This window comes from Paractinoplanes toevensis (assembly GCF_018332695.1).
GTDB classification, from domain to species: domain Bacteria; phylum Actinomycetota; class Actinomycetes; order Mycobacteriales; family Micromonosporaceae; genus Actinoplanes; species Actinoplanes toevensis.
Window position 1 is genome coordinate 42,368 of record NZ_BOQN01000143.1, and the last position, 22,755, is coordinate 65,122.

Below are 22,755 nucleotides of genomic sequence, written 5' to 3' on the forward strand. Positions count from 1 at the left end.
GCGCTCGCTTCGCTCGCTCATGCCACCGCTCCATCCACCGCTGTCGGACTATCCGCCAGCAACTCGCGCAGGCGGGCCAGCATCTCCCGCCGGTCCGTGCAGCCCAGCCGTTGACGGATGCGAGCGATGTGGTGCTCGACCGTCTTGGCCGAGAGGTACAGCCGATCGGCGACCTGTTTATAGGTCATGCCCGCAAGCACCAGCGCGGCCACCTCCCGCTCCCGGTCGCTGAGCAGTTGCTCAGCCGGTTCCTTGGACTCGGCCGGCCCGGGCCGGCCCTGCAGGGTCCGGGCACAGTCGAGCAGCGCCGACATCGCCTTGCGGTCGGTCGTCCGGATCGCCGCCTGACCGGCCAGCCGCGCGCCGTCCCAGGCCAGCCCGAGCGCGGCCAGCCCGCGAGCGGCCACCTCGACCTGATCGGCATCGATCCGGTCGGTGAGAACAGCGAGCCAGCTCTGCGCCGCCGCGGCCAGCGCCGCCGGGTACGGCCCGGCGCCGCGCAGCCGATCGAGGGCGGCGGCATGCCGGTCGGCCTCGGCCCGATCCTCGGCCAGGATGGCCGCGTGCAGCCTGCTCCAGTGCAGCGGCGCACTCCACAGCGGCACGTCACCCAGCCGGTCCAGCAGCCGATCGGCGTCGGCCAGGTGAGCGGCGACCCGGTGACGCTCGCCCAGCCGGGCCGCGGCGACGGCCATCTCACCGAGCGGCAGCAGCATGAACAGGTCGACCGGCTGACCGATCAGCACCTGGCAGGCGTCCGGCCAGATGGCGCGCAGGTCGACCAGGTCGCTGTCCCGCCGGGCCAGGCCCACCCGCAGCGCGGCGGCGAAGAGCCGGTCGCGTCCACCCTGCGCGGCCGCCTCGGTGACCAGCCGGCCGGCCGACGCCAACTGCCCGCGCAGCATCCGGCTCCAGGCCTGCAACAGCCGGTGCCGCGGGGCGAGCAGCGGCCCGCCCAGCCCCGCGCGGACCGCACGCTCCAGCGTGGCCTCGGCGATGTCGAGGTCGGCACTGTGCAGGCCGACGAGCGCGGCCAGCGCCGCCGGACTGTCCGGCAGCAGCACTCCGGTGCCCACCGGCTCCAGCAGCGACGACGCCTGCACCAGCGTGGACAGCGCGGCCGCCGGCGCATCGGTGAGCGACTCCCGCACGCCGCGGGCCATCAGGGTGGCGGTGGCCTGCAGCAGCGTGGGCGGCCCGTCGTCGGGCGCGGTCTCGGCCGCACCGACCTGGCCGGTGCCGGCCAGAGCCGCGGCGCGGAAGCCCGCGCCGGGTCCGGACCCGGCCCAGCGCAGCAGGTCGGCGGCCCGGTCGAGCTGCCCACGATGGGCCATGGCGACGGCGGCGACGTACGCCGCCTCGGCACGCTGGTCCGGCGAGCCGGTGGCCACCGTCCGATCAGCGAGCCGGGCGGCCTGATCCAGGTCACCGGTGAGCGCGGTAGCCAGCGCACGCCGCGCGACCGCCGGCCGCCCCGCACCCGCCGCCGCCGCGAACAGCCGCGCGGCGAGCGCCGGGTCGTCCCGCAGCGCTTCTTCAGCAGCAGCCTCGAACGCCGGCCCCAACCCGGCCACGGTGTCCCCACCAAGACCGAATTCGAACCGGCCACCGGCCGCCGTGTCGCCACCAAGACTGAATTCGGACCGGGCGCCGGCCGCGGTGTCGCCGTCAAGGCCGTACGTGGGCCGGGCGCCGGCCGTCGTGTCGCCGCCAAGGCCGAACCCGGGCCGGGTACCGGCCGTTGTGTCGCTGCCAAGGCCGAATTCGGACCGGGCGCCGGCCGCGGTGTCGCCGCCAAGGCCGTACGTGGGCCGGGCGCCGGCCGTCGTGTCGCCGCCGGGGACAGACGCGGATCTGCCGCCGGCGACCGAGCCGCCGTCCGGGACCGACACGGTGCCCGTCTCGACGACCGGGCCCGGGTTGGGCACCGGCGCGGCGGGGTCGGGGAACAGGTGCCGCACCAGCGGCAGCACCGGACCCCCGCGGGCCATCTGCAACTCGGTGAGGCGCTGCCGCACACTGACGCGCTGGGCGATCGGGCCGAGTGCGGCGATGGCGTACCGGGCCAGCGGGACCAGCGTGCCGTCGGCGGTGAGCAGGCCGGTCGCCTGGCCCGCCGCGACCAGGTCGCCGACCTCGTGCGGGCCGCGGCCGAGCAGCGCCGCGGTCAGATCGAAGGAGCCGCCGGCCTCGACGGCCAGTAGCAGGGTGCGCAGCTCGGCGCCGAGGTCGTCGAGCTCCGGCGCGAACGGCGCCAGCGCGGCGGCCGGGATGCGGGCCGGCGGTTCCGCGCCGGTGAGGGTGGGCACCAGGCGGGACACGTATCGCGGAACACCGCGGGTGAGCGTGACGACGAACTCCGCGAGTGCGGGAGCCACGCCGCCGATCTGGCCGGGCAGCAGCGCGGGCAGCGTTACCGCCGGCCGGGCGCGGCCCAGCACCTCGGTCAGCCGGGCCAGCGCGGCCGGGCGGGGCCAGGGGCGGTAGGCCACGATCAACCGGGTGTCCGGCCGCTCGGCGACGGCGAGCAGCTCGGCCAGGCGGTGGTCGTCGAGGCGGTGCGCGTCGTCGACCAGCAGCACCGAGCCGGCCGGGCCGGCGCCGGGCCGCCAGGGCGTGCTGACCGGCACGCCGGCCTCGGCCCACACCTTGGCCAGCTCGCCGAGCAGGGCGGTCTTGCCGAAGCCACCCGGCGCGCAGACGGCGGCGCCGATCGGTGCGGTGGGATCGGCGCGGACATCGCGCAGCAGGTCGCCGGCGTCGGCGCCGATCGTCAACGGAAGGCTCATCGGCGCGGCACCTGCGGTCCGGCAATGTCCAGCGACGGCCGCGGCGGCGGCAGACCGGGCCCGGCGACGACGTCGTCCGGCCCGGTCGTCACCGGCATCAGCGCGGCCGGCACCAGGGCGTCTTGCGTCTGACCGCCCGGCATCTCGCCGCCCGGCATCTGGCCGCCGGGCAATCGGCCGCCCAGTATCTGATCGCCGGGCGTCTGGCCGCCGGGCAACCGGCTGCCCAGTATCTGATCGCCGGGGATCCGGCCGCTCGGCGTCAGGTCGGCTGGCATTTGGGTGGCGAATGTCTGGCCGACCGGTGCCTGGGCGGCTGGCATTTGAGTGGGTGGCATCTGGGCTGGCTGCCGGGGTGGTGGCGCGAGGGCGGCGCGGCCGGTGGGCGGCACCTCGGACGGGGGCCGCAACGAGACCGCGGCGCCGCAGGCGATGGTGTGCCGGGGGTCGTCGTCTCGGATCACCGGTGCCGCGATCACCTCGGCCAGCGTCTCGGCCACGATCGGGCGGGTAGTGCCGCCGCCGGCCAGCAGCACCGCGGCCAGGTCATCGAGTGTCACGCCGGCGGCTCGCGCGGTGCGCCGGAACAGGTCGAGGATCGCCGCCATGGTCGCCCGGCACTCCGCCGGGCCGCCCTCGGCCAGATCGTCGCCGCCGACCTCGCCGTCCTCGGTCGAGGTGAGCAGCTCGAGCCGGCCGGGCTCGCCCGGGATGACCAGCGACACCTCGGTGCCGAGCCCGCCGATGCGGCAGACCGCGACCACCCGGCCCTCGGCGGTGTGCCGGCCGAGAGCGCGGTGCCGCTCCACTACGGCGCGGGCGCGGGTCACCAGCACCGCGTTGCTCATGTGGACGTCGTCGAGCGCGGACCGCAGCAGGCCCACCCGGCCGGGGCCCCAGGTCGTCGGATAGGCCAGGGCGATCCGGTCGGGACCCTCCTCCTCGCGCACCCACACCGCGTCAGCCGCGCCGCGAGCCTGCTCGACCAGCAGCGCCTGGGGCGTGACGAACAGGTCCTCGCTGTAGACCGGCACCTCGTCGCCGCATCGCCGGAACAGGCCGCTGACGGCGGGCAGCACGTCGGACGGCACCGGCTCGGGCGGACCCCAGCCGGCCAGATCGGAGGCGCGCCGGCACAGCGCGGTCCGGGCGGTGCCGGATCCGATGTCGACGCCCAGCAGGTACGGCACGTAGTTGCTCCTCACCATCGGACAGTCGCCGATGGGATGACGATTGGACCCCATGTTCGTACCAGACCGGACATCGGGGGGTCTTCCCCCAAAATCATGCCGCTCGATCCCCTAAACCCCCAACGCCGGGGGCGCTTTCCCACCGATCCCCTAATCCGCGATGGGGGAGCGTTCCCCCATCCGCCGCACCACCGCCGGCGCCTAGCGTCGTTCTCACGCCGGGCTACCCATCGCCTGGCGTGACCACAAATGCAGTCAGGAGACGCTGCTCATGGATTCATCCCCCACGTTGCAGGACTTCGTCCTCAACCTGATCTACGACCCGAGTGCCCGGAGCGCGTTCGAGGTCGACCCGCACGGCAGCCTGCAGCAGGCCGGGCTCGGTGACGTTACCGCCGCCGACGTGCAGGACGTTCTTCCGCTCGTGCTCGACTTCGCCCCGCTCAGCGGTCTGACCACCACCGACCCGGTCGCTCAGGTGGACAGTCTGACCATGGGTGTGGCCAACCTCGACATCGCCGGCGCGGCGGCGCACCTGCAGAGCATCACGGCGCAGCTCGGCGGCAACACGTCACACTTCACCGGCGACCTGAACGTCGCGGCGGCCGGTGCGGTGACGGTCTCGGTTGATCATCTGATCTCCGGCGCGCTGGACAATGGTCTCGTCCTGCACGACGGCGGTCTCTTCGGCCACACGGGGCTCGGCGTGACCGGCGCGGGCGGCCTGGTCAGCGACGTGACCGGCGCGGCCGGGCTGACCGCCGACTACGACCCGGGCACCGGCCTGGACGCCGGCGCCGATGTCGACCTCCACGCGGGTGTGACCGCACCGGTGCAGCAGACCGTGACCGACGTGACCTACGGTGCGGACGGTCTCGTCTCGCACCTGACGCCCGGCCTGACCGGTTCGCTGGACGGCACCATCAGCGCCGTCACCGGCATCACCGGATCGATCGGCGTCGGTGGCGCCCACGACCTTGACGTCTCGGGGGTGCACGGGGCAACCTCTTCGATCGTCGGCTCCGTCATCGGCTCCGACCCGGCGGGCGGCCTGCTGCCCGACGGCACCGGGGTGGCCGGGGTGGACAGCACGGTCAGCGGCATCGAGCACTCGGTCTCCGGCGTGGTCGGCGGCGTGACCGGCGCGGTCGAGCCCGACCACGGGCACGGCCTGCTCGGCGGACTGACCGGTCTGGATTTCTGACCGGCCACTGACGACCGGCCACTGACGACCGTCCGCCCGCGGACGACCGGCCGCTGAGGACGAGCTGCTGAGGACGAGCTGCAGAGGACGAGCTGCAGAGGAGGGTCGGCCGCCGAGGACCGGTTGCCGAGGACGGGTCGATCAGGTCGGTGTGGCCCTGCGTGTTGAGGACCGCGCCGAGGATGTAGAGGACTGCCAGGACGGCGCTGCCGGACCCGGCCGGACGGAAGGAACGGCGAGCGCCCCGATGGAGAGTTGGGAAGCTGGACCCACGGCCTATGCGGGTCCAGCTTCCCCCGTCCGGCCGGGCCGGACGGAACTCGGTGCCCTCGCCACGTCCGGCGCTCCGGCGTCGCTGTGGCTGGACGTCCTCGATGCGACGATCCGGACCTGCCAGGAACACGGGCGGACCGACCTGGTGTCCTGGCTCTGGCAGCGCCGGGCGCAGCTGCTGCACCCGCATCTGCGGGTGCTTGTGGTCGGCGCCGCCAAACAGGGCAAGAGCCAGCTTATCAACGCCCTGATCAATGCCCCGGTCTGCGTTGTCGGCGAGGACCGGGGCACCATGGTTCCCACCGTGGTGCGGCACACCGCGGCGCCCACCGCCCAGCTCATCGTGCGGGCCGCGCCGGACACCGCGTGGACGCCCGATGCCGCTCGGCAGGACAGCATTCCGCTGGCGCTGGATCGGCTGGCCGACGCGCTGGCCGAGACCGTGGCGATCCAGCCCGCCGCTACGGTCGGGCGGTTGCACGCCGACGTGGGTGTGCCCCGATCGTTGCTCGCGTCGGGCCTGCAGCTCATCGACACCCCGCCGCTGCCGGGGTTGCCCGCCGTCGCGCCCGCCGCGGTCGGGCGGTTGCGCGAGCTGGCCACGGACGGGCGGGCCGACCTGGTGCTGTTCGTCTGCGAGGCGGGCCGCGAGCTCAGCGACGCCGAGGTGGCCGTGCTGGCCGACCTGGGCCGGCTGTTCCCGAGCCTGGTGGTCGCCTACACCAAGACCGACTACGCGGCGCACTGGCGGCGTGACCTGGAGGCCAGCCGGATGCGGCTGGTGCAGGCGGGGGTGCCGGCCACGGTCCTTCCGCTCTCCGCCACGCTGCGGGTCCGCGCCGTGCAGACCGGCGACGCGGCGCTCAACGGCGAGTCCGGTTTCCCGGCGCTGATCAGCCTGCTCGAGGCGACCGTGGCGGCCAAGCCCGACCGGCTGGCCCGGGCCACCGTCGGCGTGCTCGGCCGCACCGTCACCGAGCGGCTCGCCGTGACGTTGCGCGACGACCTCGACGCGCAGCGCGCCGAGAGCGAGACGTCGCACGCCGTCAAGCGTCTGCACGAGACCCAGCGGCGCATGGACGAGCTGCGCAAGTGTGCCACCCGCTGGCAGACCCGGCTGTCCGACGAGGTGGGCGACCTGATGTCGGACATCGAGCACGACCTGCGCGAGCGCACCCGCGCGGTGATCGCCCGGGCCGACGAGACGTTCACCGAGGCCGACCCGGTGCGGGTGTGGGACGAGTTCGAGCAGTGGCTGCGGGAGGCGCTGCTGGAGGTCGCGCAGACCAGCCTGGGCTGGCTCGGCGACCGCGCCGAATGGCTGGCCCGGGCGGTGGCCGCCGAGTTCCCGGCCGAGCTCGGCGACGTGCTGCCGAACTGGGTGCCCGGCGTTCAGGGCGATGTGAGCGAGCGGGTCACCGAGCTCGAGTCGCCGCAGGTCGAGCGGTTCACGATGACCCAGAAACTGTTCACCGGACTGCGCGGCTCCTACGGCGGTGTGCTGATGGTCGGCCTGGTCACCAGCCTCACCGGCATGTCGCTGATCAACCCGATCTCGCTGGGCGGCGGTGCCGTCTTCGGCGGCAAGAGCATTCGCGAGGAGGGCAAGTCGCTGCTCCGGCGCCGCCAGGCGGTGGCTCGCGCCACCGTGCGGCAACACGTCGACGAGATCTACGTGGGTCTGGCCAAGGACGCCAAGGATTCGGTACGCCGGATCCAGCGCGCCCTGCGTGACCATTTCACCGCCGTCACCGAGGATCTGCAGGAAGCGATCATCGAGTCGCTGCGCAGTGCCAAGGCCGACGCGGAGCGTGAGGCGTCGGTCCGCGAGGGCCGGGCTCGCCGTACCGAACAGGAGTTGATCCGTCTCGCCGGCCTGCAGAAGCAGGCCTTGGCGCTGATGGCGGGTCCGGGGTGAGCGGGGCCGGATTGGCCGAGCGGGCCGGTCGGCTGCTCGACGACGCGGCGCAGGTGTTCCGGGGGCACGAGCGGGCCGAGACGTGGCTGCGCCGGCACCGGGAGCGGCTGGTCGAGCCGTTGCGGCTGGCCGTTGCCGGGCCACCTGGATCGGGCAAATCCACCCTGGTCAACGCCCTGATCGGGGAGGACGTGGCGCCGGTCGTGGTGGAGGGGGCGGGTGGCGCGCCGGTCTGGTTCCAGGACGGTCCCCGCCCGGTCGCTCACGTCTTTCCGCCCGACGCGCCGGCCTGGACCGCGCCGATGCGGCGGGCGAAGGAGGCGGGGCACGCCGTCGACTGGGCTCTGGGCGGGGTCTCGCGGGTGGTGGTGGACTGGCCGTGCCGGGCGCTGCGGCACACCCGCCTGCTCGACGCGGCCGGCGTCGAGGGGGACACCGAGGTGCCGGCCGACGCGTTGCTCTACGTCACCCGGCATCTCGGCGACGACCTGACCCCGCTGCAGGAGTCGCAGTCCGGCCGGGGTGCGGGCGCGTTCCCCGTACACGTCATGGTGGTTCTCTCCCGGGCCGATGAAACCGCCGGCGGCCGGCCGGACGCCATCCTCGGCGCCCGCCAGATCGCCCGCCGGCGCCGGCGGGAGCCGCGCGTCGCGGCCCTCTGCCAGGACGTTCTCGCGCTGTCCGGGCAACTGGCGCTGGCCGGGCGCGGCCTGCGGGAGGAGGAGTACGCGTCGGTCGCCGCGGTGGCTGCCCTGCCCAAGGCCGACGCGGACGCGCGCCTGCTGTCCACCGACCGCTTCACCGCCGCCGGTTTCGGAGTCGATGTGCCGGTGCAGCGCCGGGAGGCCCTGTTGCGGCGGTTCGGGATCGGCGGCCTGCGGCTGGCGGTCACCCTGGTGCGCAGCGGTGCGCGGAGCCGGGCCGAGCTCGGTGCTCAGCTGATGCGGCAGAGTGGACTGACCGAGTTGCAGGCGTCGATCAGCGACCTGTTCACGGCGCGGCGCGACGCGCTCAAGGCGCGGACCGCGCTGATCGCCCTCGACCACCTGCTGCGGGCCGAGAGCCGACCGCAGGCCGCCCATCTGGTGGCCGAGCTCGACCGGCTGGTGGCCGGCGCGCACGAGTTCCGCGAGTTGCGGCTGCTGGCCGCGCTGCGCACCGGCCGGGTCACGCTGCCGGCCGAGCTGGCGGTGGAGGCGCGGCGACTGGCCGGGGGCGAGGGCACCGCACACGCCGAACGGCTCGGCCTTCCGGCCGAGAGCCCGCCCGAGCAGTTGTGGCCGGTCGCCGAGGACGCCGCGGGCCGGTGGCACCAGCAGACCCGGGCGGCCACCACCGCGGGCGGCCGGCGGGCCGCCGAGGTCGTGCTGCGCAGCTGCACCGCGATCCTCGACGACCTGGGCTGACCACGCGGCTCATTGATTGTTTTGATGGGCTCTCGTAACATCCCGAACACATTTTCAACGTTCACAAGGATCCTTGGTTGACGGGCAGGCTCGCGACGGAACCGCGGGCGCGACGGGACCGTGAGGCCGACGACGCGCTCGCCGCTGCCGCGCGTGCCGGCGACCGCGAGGCACTGGACGTGCTCGTTCGCCGGCATCTGCCGATGGTCTACAACCTCGTCCGGCAGGTGCTCGGGGCCGACCCGGACGTCGACGACGTGGTGCAGGACGTCGTGTTGCGCGCACTGCGTCAGCTGCGCGGTCTGCGCCGGCCGGAGAGCTTCCGCCCGTGGCTCGCGGCGATCGCCGTGCACGAGGTCGGCACCTACCTGGCCCGCGCCGGCCGGGTCGCCGGCCGGACCGCCGCCCTCGAGGAGGCGGCCTGGCGGCCGGACGCCTCCGCCGAGCTGGAGGGCCCGGCGCTGTTGCGGGTCGAGATCGCCGGCCAGCGGCGGCAGGTGCGGCACGCCAGCCGGTGGCTGTCCGCCGAGGACCGGGCGGTACTGGCGCTGTGGTGGCTCGAGTCGGTCGGTGAGCTCTCCCGAACCGAGGTGGCCGCGTCGCTCGGGCTCACCGTCGGACACGCGGGAGTGCGGCTGCAACGGATGCGGGAGCAGCTCGACCTGAGCCGCGCGATCGTGGCGGCGCTGGAGGCGATGCCGGGGTGCCCGGACCTGGCCGACGTGGTGGCCGAGTGGGACGGTGTGCCGAATCCGTTCTGGCGCAAGCGGATCGCGCGGCATACCCGATCGTGTCCGGCCTGCACCGGCACCGCCGCCGGCATGATTCCGACGGAACGCCTGCTCCTCGGCTTCGTGCTGCTCCCGGTGCCGCAGGCGGTCGGCGCCGCGACGTCCACCACCGTAGCGACTGGAACGACCCCGTCGCTTCTCAGCCGCGTCCTGCATGCTCCGGGGCCGCGCGGCTGGGCCGTCGCCGCCGCGGTCGCGGCCCTGGCCGTCGCCGGCGCCTGGGTGACCACGACCGACCGGGCTGATCGACCGCCATCGGTCACCCCGGTGGTCGCGGCACCGTCGTCGGCGGCCGGGACGATCCGGACCGGGCGGTTGTCGCTGGAATCGGCCAACTCCGGCGGCCGGTTCGTCGCGATCGACGGCGACCGGGGTGAGCTCGACGCGGTCACGACCGGCGCGGCCCGGCGCCGCGCGACCTTCGAGGCGGTCCCGGGCCTGGCCGATCGAGGCTGCTTCACGTTCCGGACGGCGGACGGCCGGCATCTGCGTCACCAGGAGTGGCGGCTGCGGACCAGCAAGGACCAGAAGACCTCGCTGGCCCGCGGAGACGCCACGTTCTGCGTGCAGGCCGGCGGGATCGCCGGTTCGGTGTCGCTGGAGTCGGCCAACTATCCCGGCTTCTTCCTCCGCCACGTGGGTACCGAATTGTGGGTCGATCAGTACGACGGCACCGACGGGTTCCGCGCCGACAGTTCGTTCCTGGTCCGCGCCCCGCTGATCTGAGAACGCTCAATTGTGTCGCTGAAAAATTGTTACCCGCGTTATATGCATACACGGCCTTGAATGCCACGAAACCTGGTGGCAACGTGCTCCTTCCAAGCCGAGAAGGAGAAACGATGAAACTGGCGAAAGCCGTACTGGCCGCTGCCCTGGTCTTCGGGGGCGCAGCGGCCGCTCTGCCGGCCCCCGCGGCCCACGCCCTGGAGAACGGCGTCGGCCGCACCCCGCCGATGGGATGGAACAGTTGGAACACGTTCGGTTGCAACATCAACGAGACGTTGATCCGGCAGATGGCCGACTCGATCGTCAACTCCGGTCTGCGCGATCTGGGCTACCAGTACGTCGTGGTCGACGACTGCTGGTTCAACCCCAACCGGGACTCGGCCGGCAACCTGCAGGGCGACCCCACCCGTTTCCCCAGCGGCATGAAAGCCCTCGGCGACTACCTGCACGGCAAAGGGCTCAAATTCGGCCTGTACGAGGTGCCGCTGGACAAGACCTGTGCGCAGTACTTCAGCTCCTATCCGGGTGCCACCGGTAGCCAGGGTCACGAGGCCCAGGACGCACGGCAGTTCGCCGCCTGGGGCGTCGACTACCTGAAGTACGACTGGTGTTCGCCCACCGGCACCATCAACGACCAGGTCAGCACGTTCGCCAAGATGCGCGACGCGCTCGCCGCCACCGGGCGGCCGATCCTCTACAGCATCAACTCGAACAGCATCCACGCGAAGACCGGGCCGCAGCGCAACTGGGGCGACGTGGCGAACATCTGGCGTACCACCGAGGACATCACCAACGCCTGGGACACCGGCCAGAGCAACGGCTATCCGATGGGCATCAAGAACATCGTCGACGTCACCGTGCCCCTCGCCGGGTATGCCAAGCCGGGTGCCTTCAACGATCCGGACATGATGGAGGTCGGCCGGGGCGGCATGACCGACACCGAGATGCGTTCGCACTTCGCTCTCTGGGCGATGATGGCCTCGCCGCTGATCGCCGGCAACGACATCCGCAACATGGACACGGCCACCCAGACGATCCTGAAGAACGCCCGCCTGATCGCGATCAACCAGGACACCCTGGGCCGGCAGGCAAGCTCGGTGGTCGCCGACACCAACCAGCGGGTGCTCGCCAAGCGCCTGGCCAACGACGATGTCGCGGTGGCTCTGTTCAACCAGAGCGGTGCCACCCGGACGGTCTCCACCACCGCCGCCGCGATCGGGAAGACCGGCTCGGCGTTCACCCTGGTCGATGCCTGGACCGGTGCCACCACGAGCAGCGGCGGCACGATCAGCGCGAGCGTGCCCGCGCACGGAACCGTCGTCTACCGGGTCAGCGGTGGCACTTCCGGCGAGCCGCCGGTGCCCACGTCGACCACGCTGGTCAGCACCTCCTCCGGGCGCTGCCTCGACGTGCCGAACAGCAGTACCGCCAACGGCACCCAGCCGGTCATCTGGGACTGCGGCGGTGCGGCCAACCAGCAGTGGACCGTCTCCGGTCAGGCCCTGCAGGCCCTGGGCAAGTGCCTCGACGCGCCGATCGGGGCAGCCGCCGGGGCCAAGGTGCAGCTCTGGGACTGCAACGGCGGCACCAACCAGCAGTGGACGTTCCAGGCCGACGGCACGATCCGCGGCAACCAGTCCGGCCTCTGCCTCGACGTCGACCACAACCTGACCGCGAACGGCACCGTGACCCTGCTGTGGACCTGCACGGCCGCCGCGAATCAGCGGTGGACCCGCCGCTGACCGGAAAAATTGCACTGAAAATCTGTTATGGATACGGTGCAAGTCATTTTTATTGATGCTTTGGGAGCGCTCCCGTAATGTGCCCGTCATGGGTATTAACGCTCCCCGTAATGACCGGTATGAATGGTGGTGGCGTCCGGTCGCGGCGGTTCTCGTCCTTATGCTCGGCGCGGCGATCTCGGCCGGTGTGCTGAGCGGGACGGCATCCGCCGCGGCCGGGACGACCGCCGGATGCGGCAAGGCGCCGACACTGACCAGCGGCACCCGCTCCATCTCGAGCGGCGGCCAGAACCGCACCTACATCCTCCGGGTTCCGGACAACTACGACCGCAATCGGCCGTACAAGCTGATCTTCGCCTTTCATTGGTTGAACGGCACGGCCGGCAACGTGGTGAGCGGCGGCTACTACGGACTCCAGGGGCTCTCCGACAACTCGGCGATCCTGGTCGCGCCGCAGGGCATCGACAACGGCTGGGCCAACACCGGCAATCGGGATCTGACCTTGGTCGACAACCTGACCGCCCTGATCGAGGGTGACCTGTGCGTCGACACCAGCCAGCTGTTCGCGCTCGGCTGGAGTTACGGCGGCTCGATGAGCTATGCCGTCGCGTGTGCCCGGCCGGCCGTGTTCCGGGCGGTCGCCGTTCTGTCCGGGGCCAACCTCAGCGGTTGCAGCCCGGGTACGCAGCCGGTGGCCTACCTGGGTATCCACGGTACGCACGACAGCGTGCTGAACATCTCGATGGGCCGGTCGATCCGGGACACCTTCGTCCGGAACAACGGATGTACGGCGCAGAGCCCGCGCGAGCCGGCGCAGGGCAGTCTCACCCACATCGTGACGGTGTATTCGGGTTGCCGTGCCGGGTACCCGGTGGAGTGGGCCGCGTTCGACGGTGACCACACCCCGGAGCCGGTGGACGGCTCGACATCGACCAGCGGTGCGCGGACCTGGGTGGGCGGCGAGGTCTGGAAGTTCTTCACCCAGCTGCCCAGCACCACCCCGACCTCGGGTCCGACGACCCCGCCGACGACCCCGCCGACGACTCCGCCGACGACTCCGCCGACGACTCCGCCGACGACTCCGCCGACCGGGTCGCCCTCCTCCTGCGGTGCCACCTGGAAGGTGGTCAGCACCTGGACGGGCGGCTATCAGGTGGATGTTGCCGTGTCCGCCACCGGTTCGGCGAGCACCACCGGCTGGCGGGTGAACTGGACGATGCCGTCCGGCCAGTCGGTCAGCCAGGTCTGGAACGGCACGCTCACCGCCGACGGCAGCTCCGCCACCGTGGCCAATGCCGCCTACAACGGGGCACTCACCCCGGGTTCCGGCACCAGTTTCGGCATGATCGTTTCCGGGACTGCGGGCCCGGTACCGACGCTGACCTGCAACCGGACCTGACCGGCGCGGGGGCTCCACGAGGACGGTCGGGAGCCCCCGCGCCTTCATCCTGACTGTCGAGCTCCCCCTCGGACGGCCGCTACCCCTGGAGGAGAAAATCGTGAGAACAACTGGCGTGCGAGCCTGGCTCATCGCGCTGCTGTGCGTCCTGTCGCTGGGCGTGGCCCCGACGCCCGCCCGGGCCGACAACCCGATCGTGCAGACGATCTACACGGCCGATCCGGCGCCACTGGTCCATAACGGGCGGGTCTACCTCTACACCGGGCACGACGAGGACGGCTCGACCTACTTCACGATGAAGGACTGGCGGGTCTGGTCGTCGGCCGACATGGTCAACTGGACCGATCACGGCTCCCCGCTCAGCGTGGCGACCTTCAGCTGGGCGAGCGCCAACGCCTGGGCCGGCCAGACCGTCTACCGCAACGGCAAGTTCTACTGGTACGTGCCGACGACGGTACGGGCGACCGGTCAGATGGGTATCGGTGTGGCGGTGTCGTCCAGCCCGACCGGCCCGTTCACCGACGCAATCGGGAAGCCGCTGGTCAGCAACGGTCAGATCGACCCGACCGTGTTCGTCGACGACGACGGGCAGGCGTATCTCTACTGGGGCAACCCCGATCTCTGGTACGTCCGGCTCAACGCGGACATGACCTCCTACTCGGGCAGCCCCACCAAGATCACGCTGACCACGGCCGGGTTCGGCACCCGCACCGGCGACGCGAACCGGCCGACGCTGTTCGAGGAAGGACCGTGGGTCTACAAGCGCGGCGGCCTGTACTACATCGTCTTCGCCGCGAAATGCTGCTCGGAGTTCATCGCTTACTCCACCGGGACCAGCCCGACCGGGCCGTGGACCTACCGCGGCACGATCATGCCGACCCAGGGGAGCAGCTTCACCAACCATCCCGGCGTGATCGATTTCGCCGGTGGGTCGTACTTCTTCTACCACAACGGCGCGCTGCCGGGTGGCGGCGGATACACCCGCTCGGTCGCCGTGGAGAAGTTCAGCTACAACGCGGACGGCACCATCCCGACGATCACCATGACCACCACCGGGGCACCCCAGATCGGCACGCTCGATCCGTACGTCCGGCAGGAAGCCGAGACCATCGCCTGGGAGTCGGGAGTGGAGACCGAGCCCGCGTCCGAGGGCGGCATGAACGTCGGCTTCATCGAGAACGGCGACTACCTCAAGGTCAAGGGCGTGGGCTTCGGCGCCGGGGCGTCGTCCTTCACCGCCCGGGTGGCGTCCGGCACCAGCGGCGGGTCGATCGAGCTGCGGCTCGGCAGTTCCACCGGCACCCTGGTCGGCACCTGCACCGTCCCTGGGACCGGCGGCTGGCAGACCTGGACGTCGGTGACCTGTCCGGTCAGCGGCGCGACCGGAACCCGGGACCTGTACCTGCGGTACACCGGCGGCAGCGGCTACCTGATGAACATGAACTGGTGGCAGTTCAGCCCGGCCGGTGGCACCACGACCCCGCCGACCACGCCACCGACCACGCCGCCGACGACCCCGCCCACCACACCCCCGGCCGGTGCCGGTTGCAGCGCGACCTATGCCACCACCGGCACCTGGTCCGGTGGCTTCCAGGGCGAGGTGACGGTGACGGCCGGCGCCTCCGCGATCACCGGCTGGAACGTCGGCTGGACGCTCGGCAGCGGGCAGTCGATCAGCCAGATCTGGAACGGGTCGCTGACCACGAGCGGCTCGGCCGCCACGGTGCGCAACGTGTCGTGGAACGGCGCTCTCGGCGCGGGCGGCACGGCCACGTTCGGGTTCCTGGCCTCCGGCACGCCGGCCACCCCGGCCTTGACCTGCACCCCCGCCTGACGAGACCCCCGGAGCGAACGTGAAGAGCAAGCGATGGTTCCCCCTGGCGGCTGTGAGCGCCGCCCTCGTTCTCGCCGGTGCCGTGGCCGGCGCCGGCCCCGCGGTGGCCGAGTCCAACGGAGGGGTGCGCGTCATGCCCCTCGGTGACTCCATCACCGAGGGCACGCAGGTGCCCGGCGGTTACCGGATCGGCCTCTGGCAGCGCCTGAACGCCGGCGGCTACCGCGTCGACCTGGTCGGCTCGCAGTTCAACGGGCCGGCCACCCTGGGCGACCACGACCACGAAGGTCACCCCGGCTGGCGCATCGATCAGATCGACGCGAACATCACCGGCTGGCTGGGCGCGACCACCCCGCGCACGGTCCTGCTGCACATCGGCACCAACGACATCCTGCAGAACTACAACGTGTCGTCCGCGCCGAACCGGCTCTCCACCCTGATCGACCACATCACGGCCGCGGCGCCGAACGCCGACGTCTTCGTGGCCACCATCATCCCGCTCTCCTCGGCGAGCCAGGAGTCGGCGGCGCGAGTCTTCAACGCGGCCATCCCCGGCATCGTGCAGAGCAAGGTCAACGCCGGGAAACACGTCCACCTGGTCGACATGCACGCCGCGCTGACCACCGCGGACCTGATCGACGGCATCCATCCCACCGCGACCGGCTACGACAAGATGGCCGCCGTCTGGTACGCCGCCGCCCGGGCCGTCCCCGGCAGCATCGGCAGCACCGGATCGACCACGAGCAGCCCGACGCCGTCCACTCCGCCGCCGTCCACTCCGCCGGCCGGCGGGGCCGCGTGCACCGCCGCGTACGCCCTGGCCGGCCAGTGGTCCGGTGGTTTCCAGGCCACGGTGACCGTCACCGCGGGGGGCGCCCCGATCTCCGGCTGGACGGTCGGCTGGCAGTTCGCCAACGGGCAGACGATCACTCAGTCGTGGAACGCCACGGTGACCGCCAACGGCGCCGCCGTCACGGCCCGCAACGCCGGCTACAACGGCTCACTGAACGCCGGCGCCAGTACCCAGTTCGGCTTCCTGGCCAACGCACCCGGTGCGAACAGCACGCCCACCCCGACCTGCACCGCGGCCTGAGCTCATCGGGCGCGGAGATGCTCGATCACCTGGGAAAGGATGAATTGCTGGCCGGCGGGGGTCGGGTGCACGCCGTCGGACTCGAGAAGGTCGCCGCGGCCCGGTGCGCTCATGGCCCGATGGAGGTCGACCGCTCCGGGCGCGGTCTTGGTGACGACGTCGGCCACCTCGGCCACGTCGGAGGCGTGCCACCGTAACGGGACATCACCGAAGAACGCGTCGGCACGGTGCTGATCGACCGCCGGTGGGGTGATGACGGTGATCTCCGCGTTCAGGTCTCCGGTGACCAGGTCGACGAGGGCCCGCAGGTTGCGTTCGGTCTCGTGGGCCGTGGCCATCCGGTAGCTTCCGGTGCGGCCGTGCGCACGGGCGTCGTTCGTGCCGAGCATCAGCAGGACCCGGCTCGGCCCGGCCGCTTCCAGCAGATCGAAGCGTTCCAGCACGTCGGCGGTGGTGTTGCCGCTGATGCTGAGGTTGATCAGCCCGGCCGCGGGGCCGCCGGCCAGGCCGATCGACGCGGCGAGGAGTTCGAACCAGCCGAGGCGGTCGGCGGTGATCGAGTCGCCGACCGCGACGACGCGGTCGCCGGGCCGGAACGGCAGGTCCGCGACCGCCTCGCGGTACCGGTGGTCGCTCAGCATCCGGGCCGCCGTCGCCCGGGTCTCGTCGTGCAGCGAGCGGACCAGTGCGCGGACCGTTTCCGGCGTGCTGGCCAGCATCTGCGCGAGCAGATCGGTGTGCAGGTCGGCCGAGATCGGGAAGCGCCGGAGCAACGGCCACTGCCCGGTGTCGGTGTAGCGGAGGAACTGGCGGCGCTCGTCGTCGGTGAAGGTACGGGCCGCCGGCGGTGGTGCGTTCATGTCTCAGCCCTTGATCGAACCCTGCAGCAGCGCGGTGACGAAGCGGCGCTGGAAGATGAGGAAGACCGCCAGGGTGGGCACCAGGATCAGCAGCGCCCCGGCGCACAGCAGCGGGATGTCGGTGCCCCACTGGCCCTGGAAGGCGCCGAGCGCCCCCGCCATGGTCCGTTTCTGCGGGTCGTCGACGAGCACGATGGCCAGCAGGAACTGGTTCCACGTCCAGAGGAACAGCAGGATCGCCAGTGAGGACAGGGCGGGCATGGCCAGCGGCACGTGCACCCGCCAGAACAGCTGCCAGGTGCCGGCGCCGTCGATCCGGGCGGCCTCGGAGAGATCGTCCGGCATGGTCACGAAGTGGGCCCGCATCCACACCACCGAGAACGGCATGAACAGCCCGATCAGCGGCAGGATGATCGCCCAGCGGGTGTTGAGCAGGCCCATGTCACGCACCTGGTAGTACAGCGGCGTGATGATCCCCTCGAAGGGGAGGGTCAGGCCGAGCACGAAGACCAGGAACCCGATCCGGTGACCGGGCATCCGCAGGTGCCCGAAGGCGAAGCCGGCCAGGGCACCGAACAGCAGCGAGGCCGGGACGACGCCGAGCACGATGAGGCAGCTCGACCACAGGAGCTTGCCCATGTTCGCGGCCCGGAACGTGTCGGCGAAGTTGCCCCACTGCGGGCTGTCCGGCCAGGACAGCCCGGACGGGTAGGTGCCGGCCGGGTGCAGTGCGGTGACGAAGAGACTGATGAACGGCACGATGGTGATCACCATCAGCAGGACCAGCAGGAGCCGCCCGATCAGTGTCTCGCGACGATTGACGATCATCGGGACCCGTCCCTGGTGAGGCGCTGGATCGGCAGGACGACGGCGAGCACGAGCAGGACCAGGGCGACGGCCAGGGCCGAGGCCATGCCGATCTCCCGCTCGGAGAAGGCGAGGTAGTAGATCTCCAGGCCCGGGACCATCGTGGAGTTGCCGGGGCCACCCTGGGTGGCGATGTAGACGATGTCGAAGCTGGCCAGCGCGGCGATCACGGTCACCGTGACGCTCACGCCGATCTCCTGGCGCAGGCTGGGCAGGGTGATCGAGAAGAACTCGCGCACCGGGCCGGCGCCGTCCAGCCGGGCCGCCTCGTACAGCGATGGGTCGATCTTGCTCATGCCGGCGAGCAGCAGCAGCGTGCAGAGGCCGACCAGCACCCAGGCCCCGATCACCCCGACCGCGGGCAGCGCCGTGCCGAAGTCGCCGAGCCAGGCCCGGGTGAGGCGGTCCAGCCCGACCGCCGACAGCAGTTCGTTGGCCAGGCCGGTCGAGGAGAGCAGCCAGCTCCACATGATGCCGGCCGCCACCAGCGGAATGACCTGGGGCAGGAACAGGACCGTACGGGCGACGGCCGCGAGCCGGCTGGTCGCGATGCCGCGGATGGTGGCCGCCACGAACAGGCCCAGCAGTACCGGCACGAAGCTGAAGAACACGATCAGCTCGAACGCGTGCACGATCGTCGCGAACAGCTCCGAGTCGGTGAAGATCCGGCGGTAGTTGTCCAGGCCGACCCAGGTCGACGCACCGATGCCGTTCCAGTCGTAGAACGAGTACTGCACGGTCAGCACCAGCGGGCGCAGCACGAACGTGGCGTACATGAGGACGGCCGGCAGCGCGAAGAGCCAGCCGGCCCAGGCTGCCCGGGGGCGGCGCGCGCGTCGCGCGCGCCGCCCCGTGATCGGTAGAGACATCAGTTCTTGACCTGGGTCTCGTAGTCCTTCTGCACCGACTTGAGCAGCGCGTCCGGGGTCTGCTGGCCGGCCGCCAGTTTCTGCAGCTGCGGCGTCCAGCTCTTGGCGTAGATCGCGCCGGTCGCGTTGGCGATGAAGTCCATCGCGCCGTTGTCCTTGCCGATGGTCGCGCCGGCCGCCAGGGTGCTGGCGGTGACGGTGCCCTCGGCGACGGCCGGCATGTACGCGTCGGCCGGGCCCATCGGGTGCGAACCGCCGACCTTGACCGCGATGTCCCGGGCCTGCTGGTTGGTGGCGACCCAGTTGAGGAAGAACGCGGCACAGTCGGCGTTCTTGGCCTTGCTGCTGATGCCGTAGGTCAGCGGCGCCGACATGGCGGCCTGCTTCCCGCCGGCGCTCTGCGCGGGCATCAGGAAGAACCCGACGTTGCCGGCCATCTGCTTGTCGAGGTTGCCCGACTCCCAGTCGCCGTCGAAGATGAACAGGTTCTTGCCGCCGATGAAGCGGCTCATCATCGTCGCGTAGTCCTGCGAGTTGATGTCCTTGGCGAAGTAACCGGCCTTCAGCCACTTCTCCAGGTGCTGGGTGGCCTGCAGGCTCGCCGGGGTGTCGATGGTGGCGCCGGACTTCTGGAAGATCCAGTCGTTGATCGCGCCGGGCTCGCCGTAGGCGGACATCAGATTCTGCAGGGGGAACGCGAGGCCGCCGGTGGCGCCGCCGTTGAACTGGTTGATCGGCGTGAGGCCGGCGTCCTTGGCCTTCTGCAGCAGCGAGTCGAACTCGGCCAGGGTGGCCGGCGGCTTGGTCATGCCGATCTGGGCGGCCATCTTCTTGTTGTAGAAGATGCCGGTCATGCTGAAGTTCAGGCCCATCGCGTAAAGCGGCCCGTCGCCGCGCTGACCGGTCGAGGACACCCGCATCTGCTCGAGCTGCGAGGCCGGCCACTTGTCCCAGCCGAACGCCGTGGCGTACCCGTCGAGGTTCTTCAGCAGGCCGTCCTTGACCAGTTCGGACACCTGGGGGAGGCGCATCAGGTCCGGCGGGTCGTCGGCGAGGACCCGCGGTGCGTTCTGGGTGATCACCGCGAACTGGTCCTCGCGGATGTCCCACTTGACGTTCGGGTACTGCTTGGTGAACTCGTCGGACAGGCTTTTCGGCAGCGCGAAGCCGGTCTCGAAGTAGCCCTTCAGCGTGACCGGGCCGGTGCCGCAGGTCGCGGACGTGACCGGGGCCGCGCTGGCGTTCGCGGCGGAGGAGTCCGAGTTGTCGCCGGGTGCGCTGCACGCGCCCGCGAAAAGGGTGGCCAGGGTGAACGTGGCGAGTAGTGATCGGCGGGTGGGTCCATGAGCCATGTCAGGCCTCCAGGATCGCAGAAAGTCCGGCCGTGCCGGAGCACGGCCGGGTCCGGGGTAACGGTGGGACCGGTGGGTTCAGCGGTGCGATGGGAAATGCGCTTCGCGCAGGCCCTGCAGGAGGTCGTCCTGCCAGGTCCGGGCGGTCGGCCAGGTGCCGGTGAGCAGGGGAGCGCCGTGTACGGCACCCGGGTAGCAGTGGTAGGAGACCGGCACGCCGGCTGCTCGAAGCCGGTCCGCGTACCGTTCGCCGTCGTGGCGCAGCGGGTCGAACTGCGCCGTCATGATCTGGGCGGGCGGCAGGCCCGCGACCGTCGCCGCGTGCAGCGGTGACGCGAGCGGCCGGCGGGCGTCCTCGGGCGACGGCAGGTAGAGGTCGCGGCACAGGGCCATCTCGTCGATCGTGATGCCGAAGTCGTCACCGACGCCGGAGGCGCGCATGCCGTCCAGGGTCAGATCCAGCGGCGGCACCTCGAGAAGTTGCAGCCGCAGCGCGGGCCCCGGGCGATCGCGGCAGAGCAGCGCCACGGCCGCGGCCAGCGTGGAACCGGCGGACACCCCGCCGATCGACACGTTCGCCGGGTCGCCGCCGATCTCGGCCGCGTGCTCGACCGCCCAGAGCAGACCGGCGTAGCAGTCCTCGAGCGGGGTGGGGAACGGGTGCTCCGGGGACAGCCGGTAGTCCACCGCGACCACCACGCAGCCGGCCTCGGTGCACCGGGTGCGGCAGGTGGCGTCGTTGACCGCCTCGTCGATCGAACCCAGCCAGAACCCGCCGCCGTGCAGGAAGACGTGCACCGGCCGGCCGGACGCGTCGCTCGGGCGGTAGATCCGGAGCCGGATCGGGCCGCCGGGCACCGCGATCTCGACGTCCTGCTCCCGGTGGGCCGGGGCGACCGGGAGGCCGAACATCGCGAACAGCGAGTCGACGCCGGCTTGGATGGCCGCCCGCCGCACCGTGAGCGGTGCCCGCGGATCACCGGAATCCGGCTTGGTGGACAGGAACGTCCGGACCGCCTCGTCCAGCTCCATGGTCACCTCCCGGCTCGTGTTACAAGCACGAAACCTCATCGCGGCAGGCCTGTCAAGTGTTTCCATTAAAGCACTTTTATTGTACGCAGCCGCAGCTCAATGACCATGCAACCAGATCGAGTGTCAGGTGGTGGAACGTTCGACCAGGCTGACGTCGAGCGCGGTCGTCGACCGCAGTTCCGAACCGCCGATGTGGCCGAGCAGGACGCCGAGCGCGACGCTTCCGGACTCCTCGAACGGCTGGCGAACGGTGGTCAGGTCGGCCGCCGTCGCCGCCTCGCCGTCGTCGAAGCCCATGACCGCCACATCGGCCGGAACCCGAAGTCCGCGGTCGCGGGCGGCCAGCAGCACGCCGACGGCGAGAGCGTCGTGGTGCGCCATGATCGCGCCGGGCCGGTCGGGGGCGTCGAGCAGCGCGGCGGCCGCCTGCCGGGCGGCGGCGACCGAGTTGTCGCTGTCCGCGACGGCCACCGTGCCACCGGCGGCGCCGATGACCTCCTGGAACCCGGTGAGTCGTTTGATCGCCTGGGACTCGTAGTCGGAAACCTGCCGTTCCAGCAGGTATCCGACGTGGCGGTGGCCCCGGTCGCGCAGATGGGCGGCGGCCAGCCGGCCGCCCGCGTTGTCGTCGATCACCACCCGGCTGAACAGGGTGCTGTCGGCGTCGACCGCGACGGTCGGCAGGCTGCGCTCGCGGAGCCGTTCGGCGATGGCGTCCTCGATCCGCAGGCCCATCACGATCAGGCCGTCCAGCCGGCCGTGGATGGGCATGCTGGCCAGCACCGGCGACGAGGCCAGGGCGGCCGACTCGTGATCGAAGACCACGACGTCGATCTCCAGCTCGGTCGCCGCCGTCAGCAGCCCGGACAGCCGCCGCAGGTACGACCCGTACGAGGTGAACGGGGCCATCACGCCGATCCGGCCGGCGCCGCGCCGGGCCAGGCTCACCGCCTGCATCTTGGGGATGAAGCCCAGCTCGTCGGCCGCGGCCAGGACCCGCTGGCGGGTCGCGGGGCTGACCCGGTCGGGCTTGTTCAGGACGTTCGACACCGTCGAGATGCTCACCTGGGCGCGGTCGGCAACCTCGTAGATGGTCACCCGATGACCCGCCGTCAACGTGCCCGCCTCTCCGCCCGCCTCGAAGTGTTTTACCAGAAGTAGCACACCCGGGCGGCCGTGGGTTCGGCGAATCCGGCGATCCGCTCGGCCGCCGCGCTTTCATAATAAGTCTAAAATGGCTTGCTGAAATTTGTTATGAACCGGTCGTAGTACCTTTATCGGTTGCTTCCTTGAATCCATGGGAGCGCTCCCGTAATATCCTCGGCACCTCCCTGTTAACGTTCACTATCGCGGGTGGAGGGCCATCCCCCCTTTCTTGAGCCGCCTTCCCCCGTACGTAAGAAGGGTCGT

General features: G+C 71.4%; 16 protein-coding genes. 8 read left to right on the top strand and 8 right to left on the bottom strand.

Features of this window, described 5'->3' with window-relative positions:
• Window positions 1-17: 17 nt before the first annotated feature.
• Together Ato02nite_RS45825 and Ato02nite_RS45830 are read right to left on the bottom strand one after the other, a co-directional pair.
• Window positions 18-2,789, bottom strand: a complete 2,772-nt coding sequence (locus Ato02nite_RS45825; protein ID WP_213013020.1) for a helix-turn-helix transcriptional regulator — start codon at window positions 2,787-2,789, stop codon at window positions 18-20.
• Entirely contained in the window at window positions 2,786-3,979 is a 1,194-nt protein-coding gene (locus Ato02nite_RS45830; RefSeq protein ID WP_213013021.1) for a hypothetical protein, read from the bottom strand. The genes Ato02nite_RS45825 and Ato02nite_RS45830 overlap by 4 nt, the downstream gene beginning before the upstream one ends.
• Before the next feature lie 271 nt (window positions 3,980-4,250).
• Here Ato02nite_RS45830 and Ato02nite_RS45835 point away from each other — a divergent pair, with 271 nt between their 5' ends.
• The 8 genes from Ato02nite_RS45835 to Ato02nite_RS45870 all read left to right on the top strand — a co-directional run bounded on the left by Ato02nite_RS45835 (window position 4,251) and on the right by Ato02nite_RS45870 (window position 16,365).
• Complete coding sequence (locus tag Ato02nite_RS45835) at window positions 4,251-5,183, top strand: IniB N-terminal domain-containing protein (protein WP_213013022.1); 933 nt, start codon at window positions 4,251-4,253, stop codon at window positions 5,181-5,183.
• Between the two features lie 247 nt (window positions 5,184-5,430).
• Window positions 5,431-7,374, top strand: coding sequence for a dynamin family protein (locus Ato02nite_RS45840; RefSeq protein ID WP_213013023.1), 1,944 nt, complete (start codon window positions 5,431-5,433; stop codon window positions 7,372-7,374).
• Window positions 7,371-8,780, top strand: a complete 1,410-nt coding sequence (locus Ato02nite_RS45845; RefSeq protein ID WP_213013024.1) for a hypothetical protein — start codon at window positions 7,371-7,373, stop codon at window positions 8,778-8,780. The genes Ato02nite_RS45840 and Ato02nite_RS45845 overlap by 4 nt, the downstream gene beginning before the upstream one ends.
• A gap of 77 nt (window positions 8,781-8,857) precedes the next feature.
• Window positions 8,858-10,297, top strand: a complete 1,440-nt coding sequence (locus tag Ato02nite_RS45850; protein WP_246608136.1) for a sigma-70 family RNA polymerase sigma factor — start codon at window positions 8,858-8,860, stop codon at window positions 10,295-10,297.
• Window positions 10,298-10,410: 113 nt separating this feature from the next.
• Window positions 10,411-12,039, top strand: a complete 1,629-nt coding sequence (locus Ato02nite_RS45855) for a glycoside hydrolase family 27 protein (protein ID WP_213013025.1) — start codon at window positions 10,411-10,413, stop codon at window positions 12,037-12,039.
• Window positions 12,040-12,127: 88 nt separating this feature from the next.
• Window positions 12,128-13,438, top strand: a complete 1,311-nt coding sequence (locus Ato02nite_RS45860) for a CE1 family esterase (protein WP_246608137.1) — start codon at window positions 12,128-12,130, stop codon at window positions 13,436-13,438.
• A gap of 100 nt (window positions 13,439-13,538) precedes the next feature.
• Entirely contained in the window at window positions 13,539-15,272 is a 1,734-nt protein-coding gene (locus Ato02nite_RS45865; RefSeq protein ID WP_246608138.1) for a family 43 glycosylhydrolase, read from the top strand.
• 19 nt (window positions 15,273-15,291) lie between these two features.
• Window positions 15,292-16,365: a cellulose binding domain-containing protein gene (locus tag Ato02nite_RS45870; protein ID WP_213013026.1), complete on the top strand. Its 1,074-nt coding sequence runs from the start codon at window positions 15,292-15,294 to the stop codon at window positions 16,363-16,365.
• Window positions 16,366-16,367: 2 nt separating this feature from the next.
• Here the strand turns inward: Ato02nite_RS45870 and Ato02nite_RS45875 are convergent, their stop codons facing one another.
• The 6 genes from Ato02nite_RS45875 to Ato02nite_RS45900 form a co-directional block, all read right to left on the bottom strand.
• Entirely contained in the window at window positions 16,368-17,225 is an 858-nt protein-coding gene (locus Ato02nite_RS45875; protein WP_213013027.1) for an SGNH/GDSL hydrolase family protein, read from the bottom strand.
• 3 nt (window positions 17,226-17,228) lie between these two features.
• Window positions 17,229-18,053 carry a carbohydrate ABC transporter permease gene (locus Ato02nite_RS45880; protein WP_213013028.1) on the bottom strand — a complete coding sequence of 275 codons (825 nt, stop codon included), beginning with the start codon at window positions 18,051-18,053 and terminating at the stop codon, window positions 17,229-17,231.
• Window positions 18,050-18,961, bottom strand: a complete 912-nt coding sequence (locus Ato02nite_RS45885; protein WP_213013029.1) for a carbohydrate ABC transporter permease — start codon at window positions 18,959-18,961, stop codon at window positions 18,050-18,052. The genes Ato02nite_RS45880 and Ato02nite_RS45885 overlap by 4 nt, the downstream gene beginning before the upstream one ends.
• Window positions 18,961-20,313: an ABC transporter substrate-binding protein gene (locus tag Ato02nite_RS45890; RefSeq protein WP_213013030.1), complete on the bottom strand. Its 1,353-nt coding sequence runs from the start codon at window positions 20,311-20,313 to the stop codon at window positions 18,961-18,963. Before Ato02nite_RS45890 ends, Ato02nite_RS45885 begins: the two co-directional genes overlap by 1 nt.
• Before the next feature lie 78 nt (window positions 20,314-20,391).
• Window positions 20,392-21,345, bottom strand: a complete 954-nt coding sequence (locus Ato02nite_RS45895) for an alpha/beta hydrolase (protein ID WP_213013031.1) — start codon at window positions 21,343-21,345, stop codon at window positions 20,392-20,394.
• Between the two features lie 123 nt (window positions 21,346-21,468).
• Entirely contained in the window at window positions 21,469-22,443 is a 975-nt protein-coding gene (locus Ato02nite_RS45900) for a LacI family DNA-binding transcriptional regulator (RefSeq protein WP_246608139.1), read from the bottom strand.
• Between the last annotated feature and the right edge of the window lie 312 nt (window positions 22,444-22,755).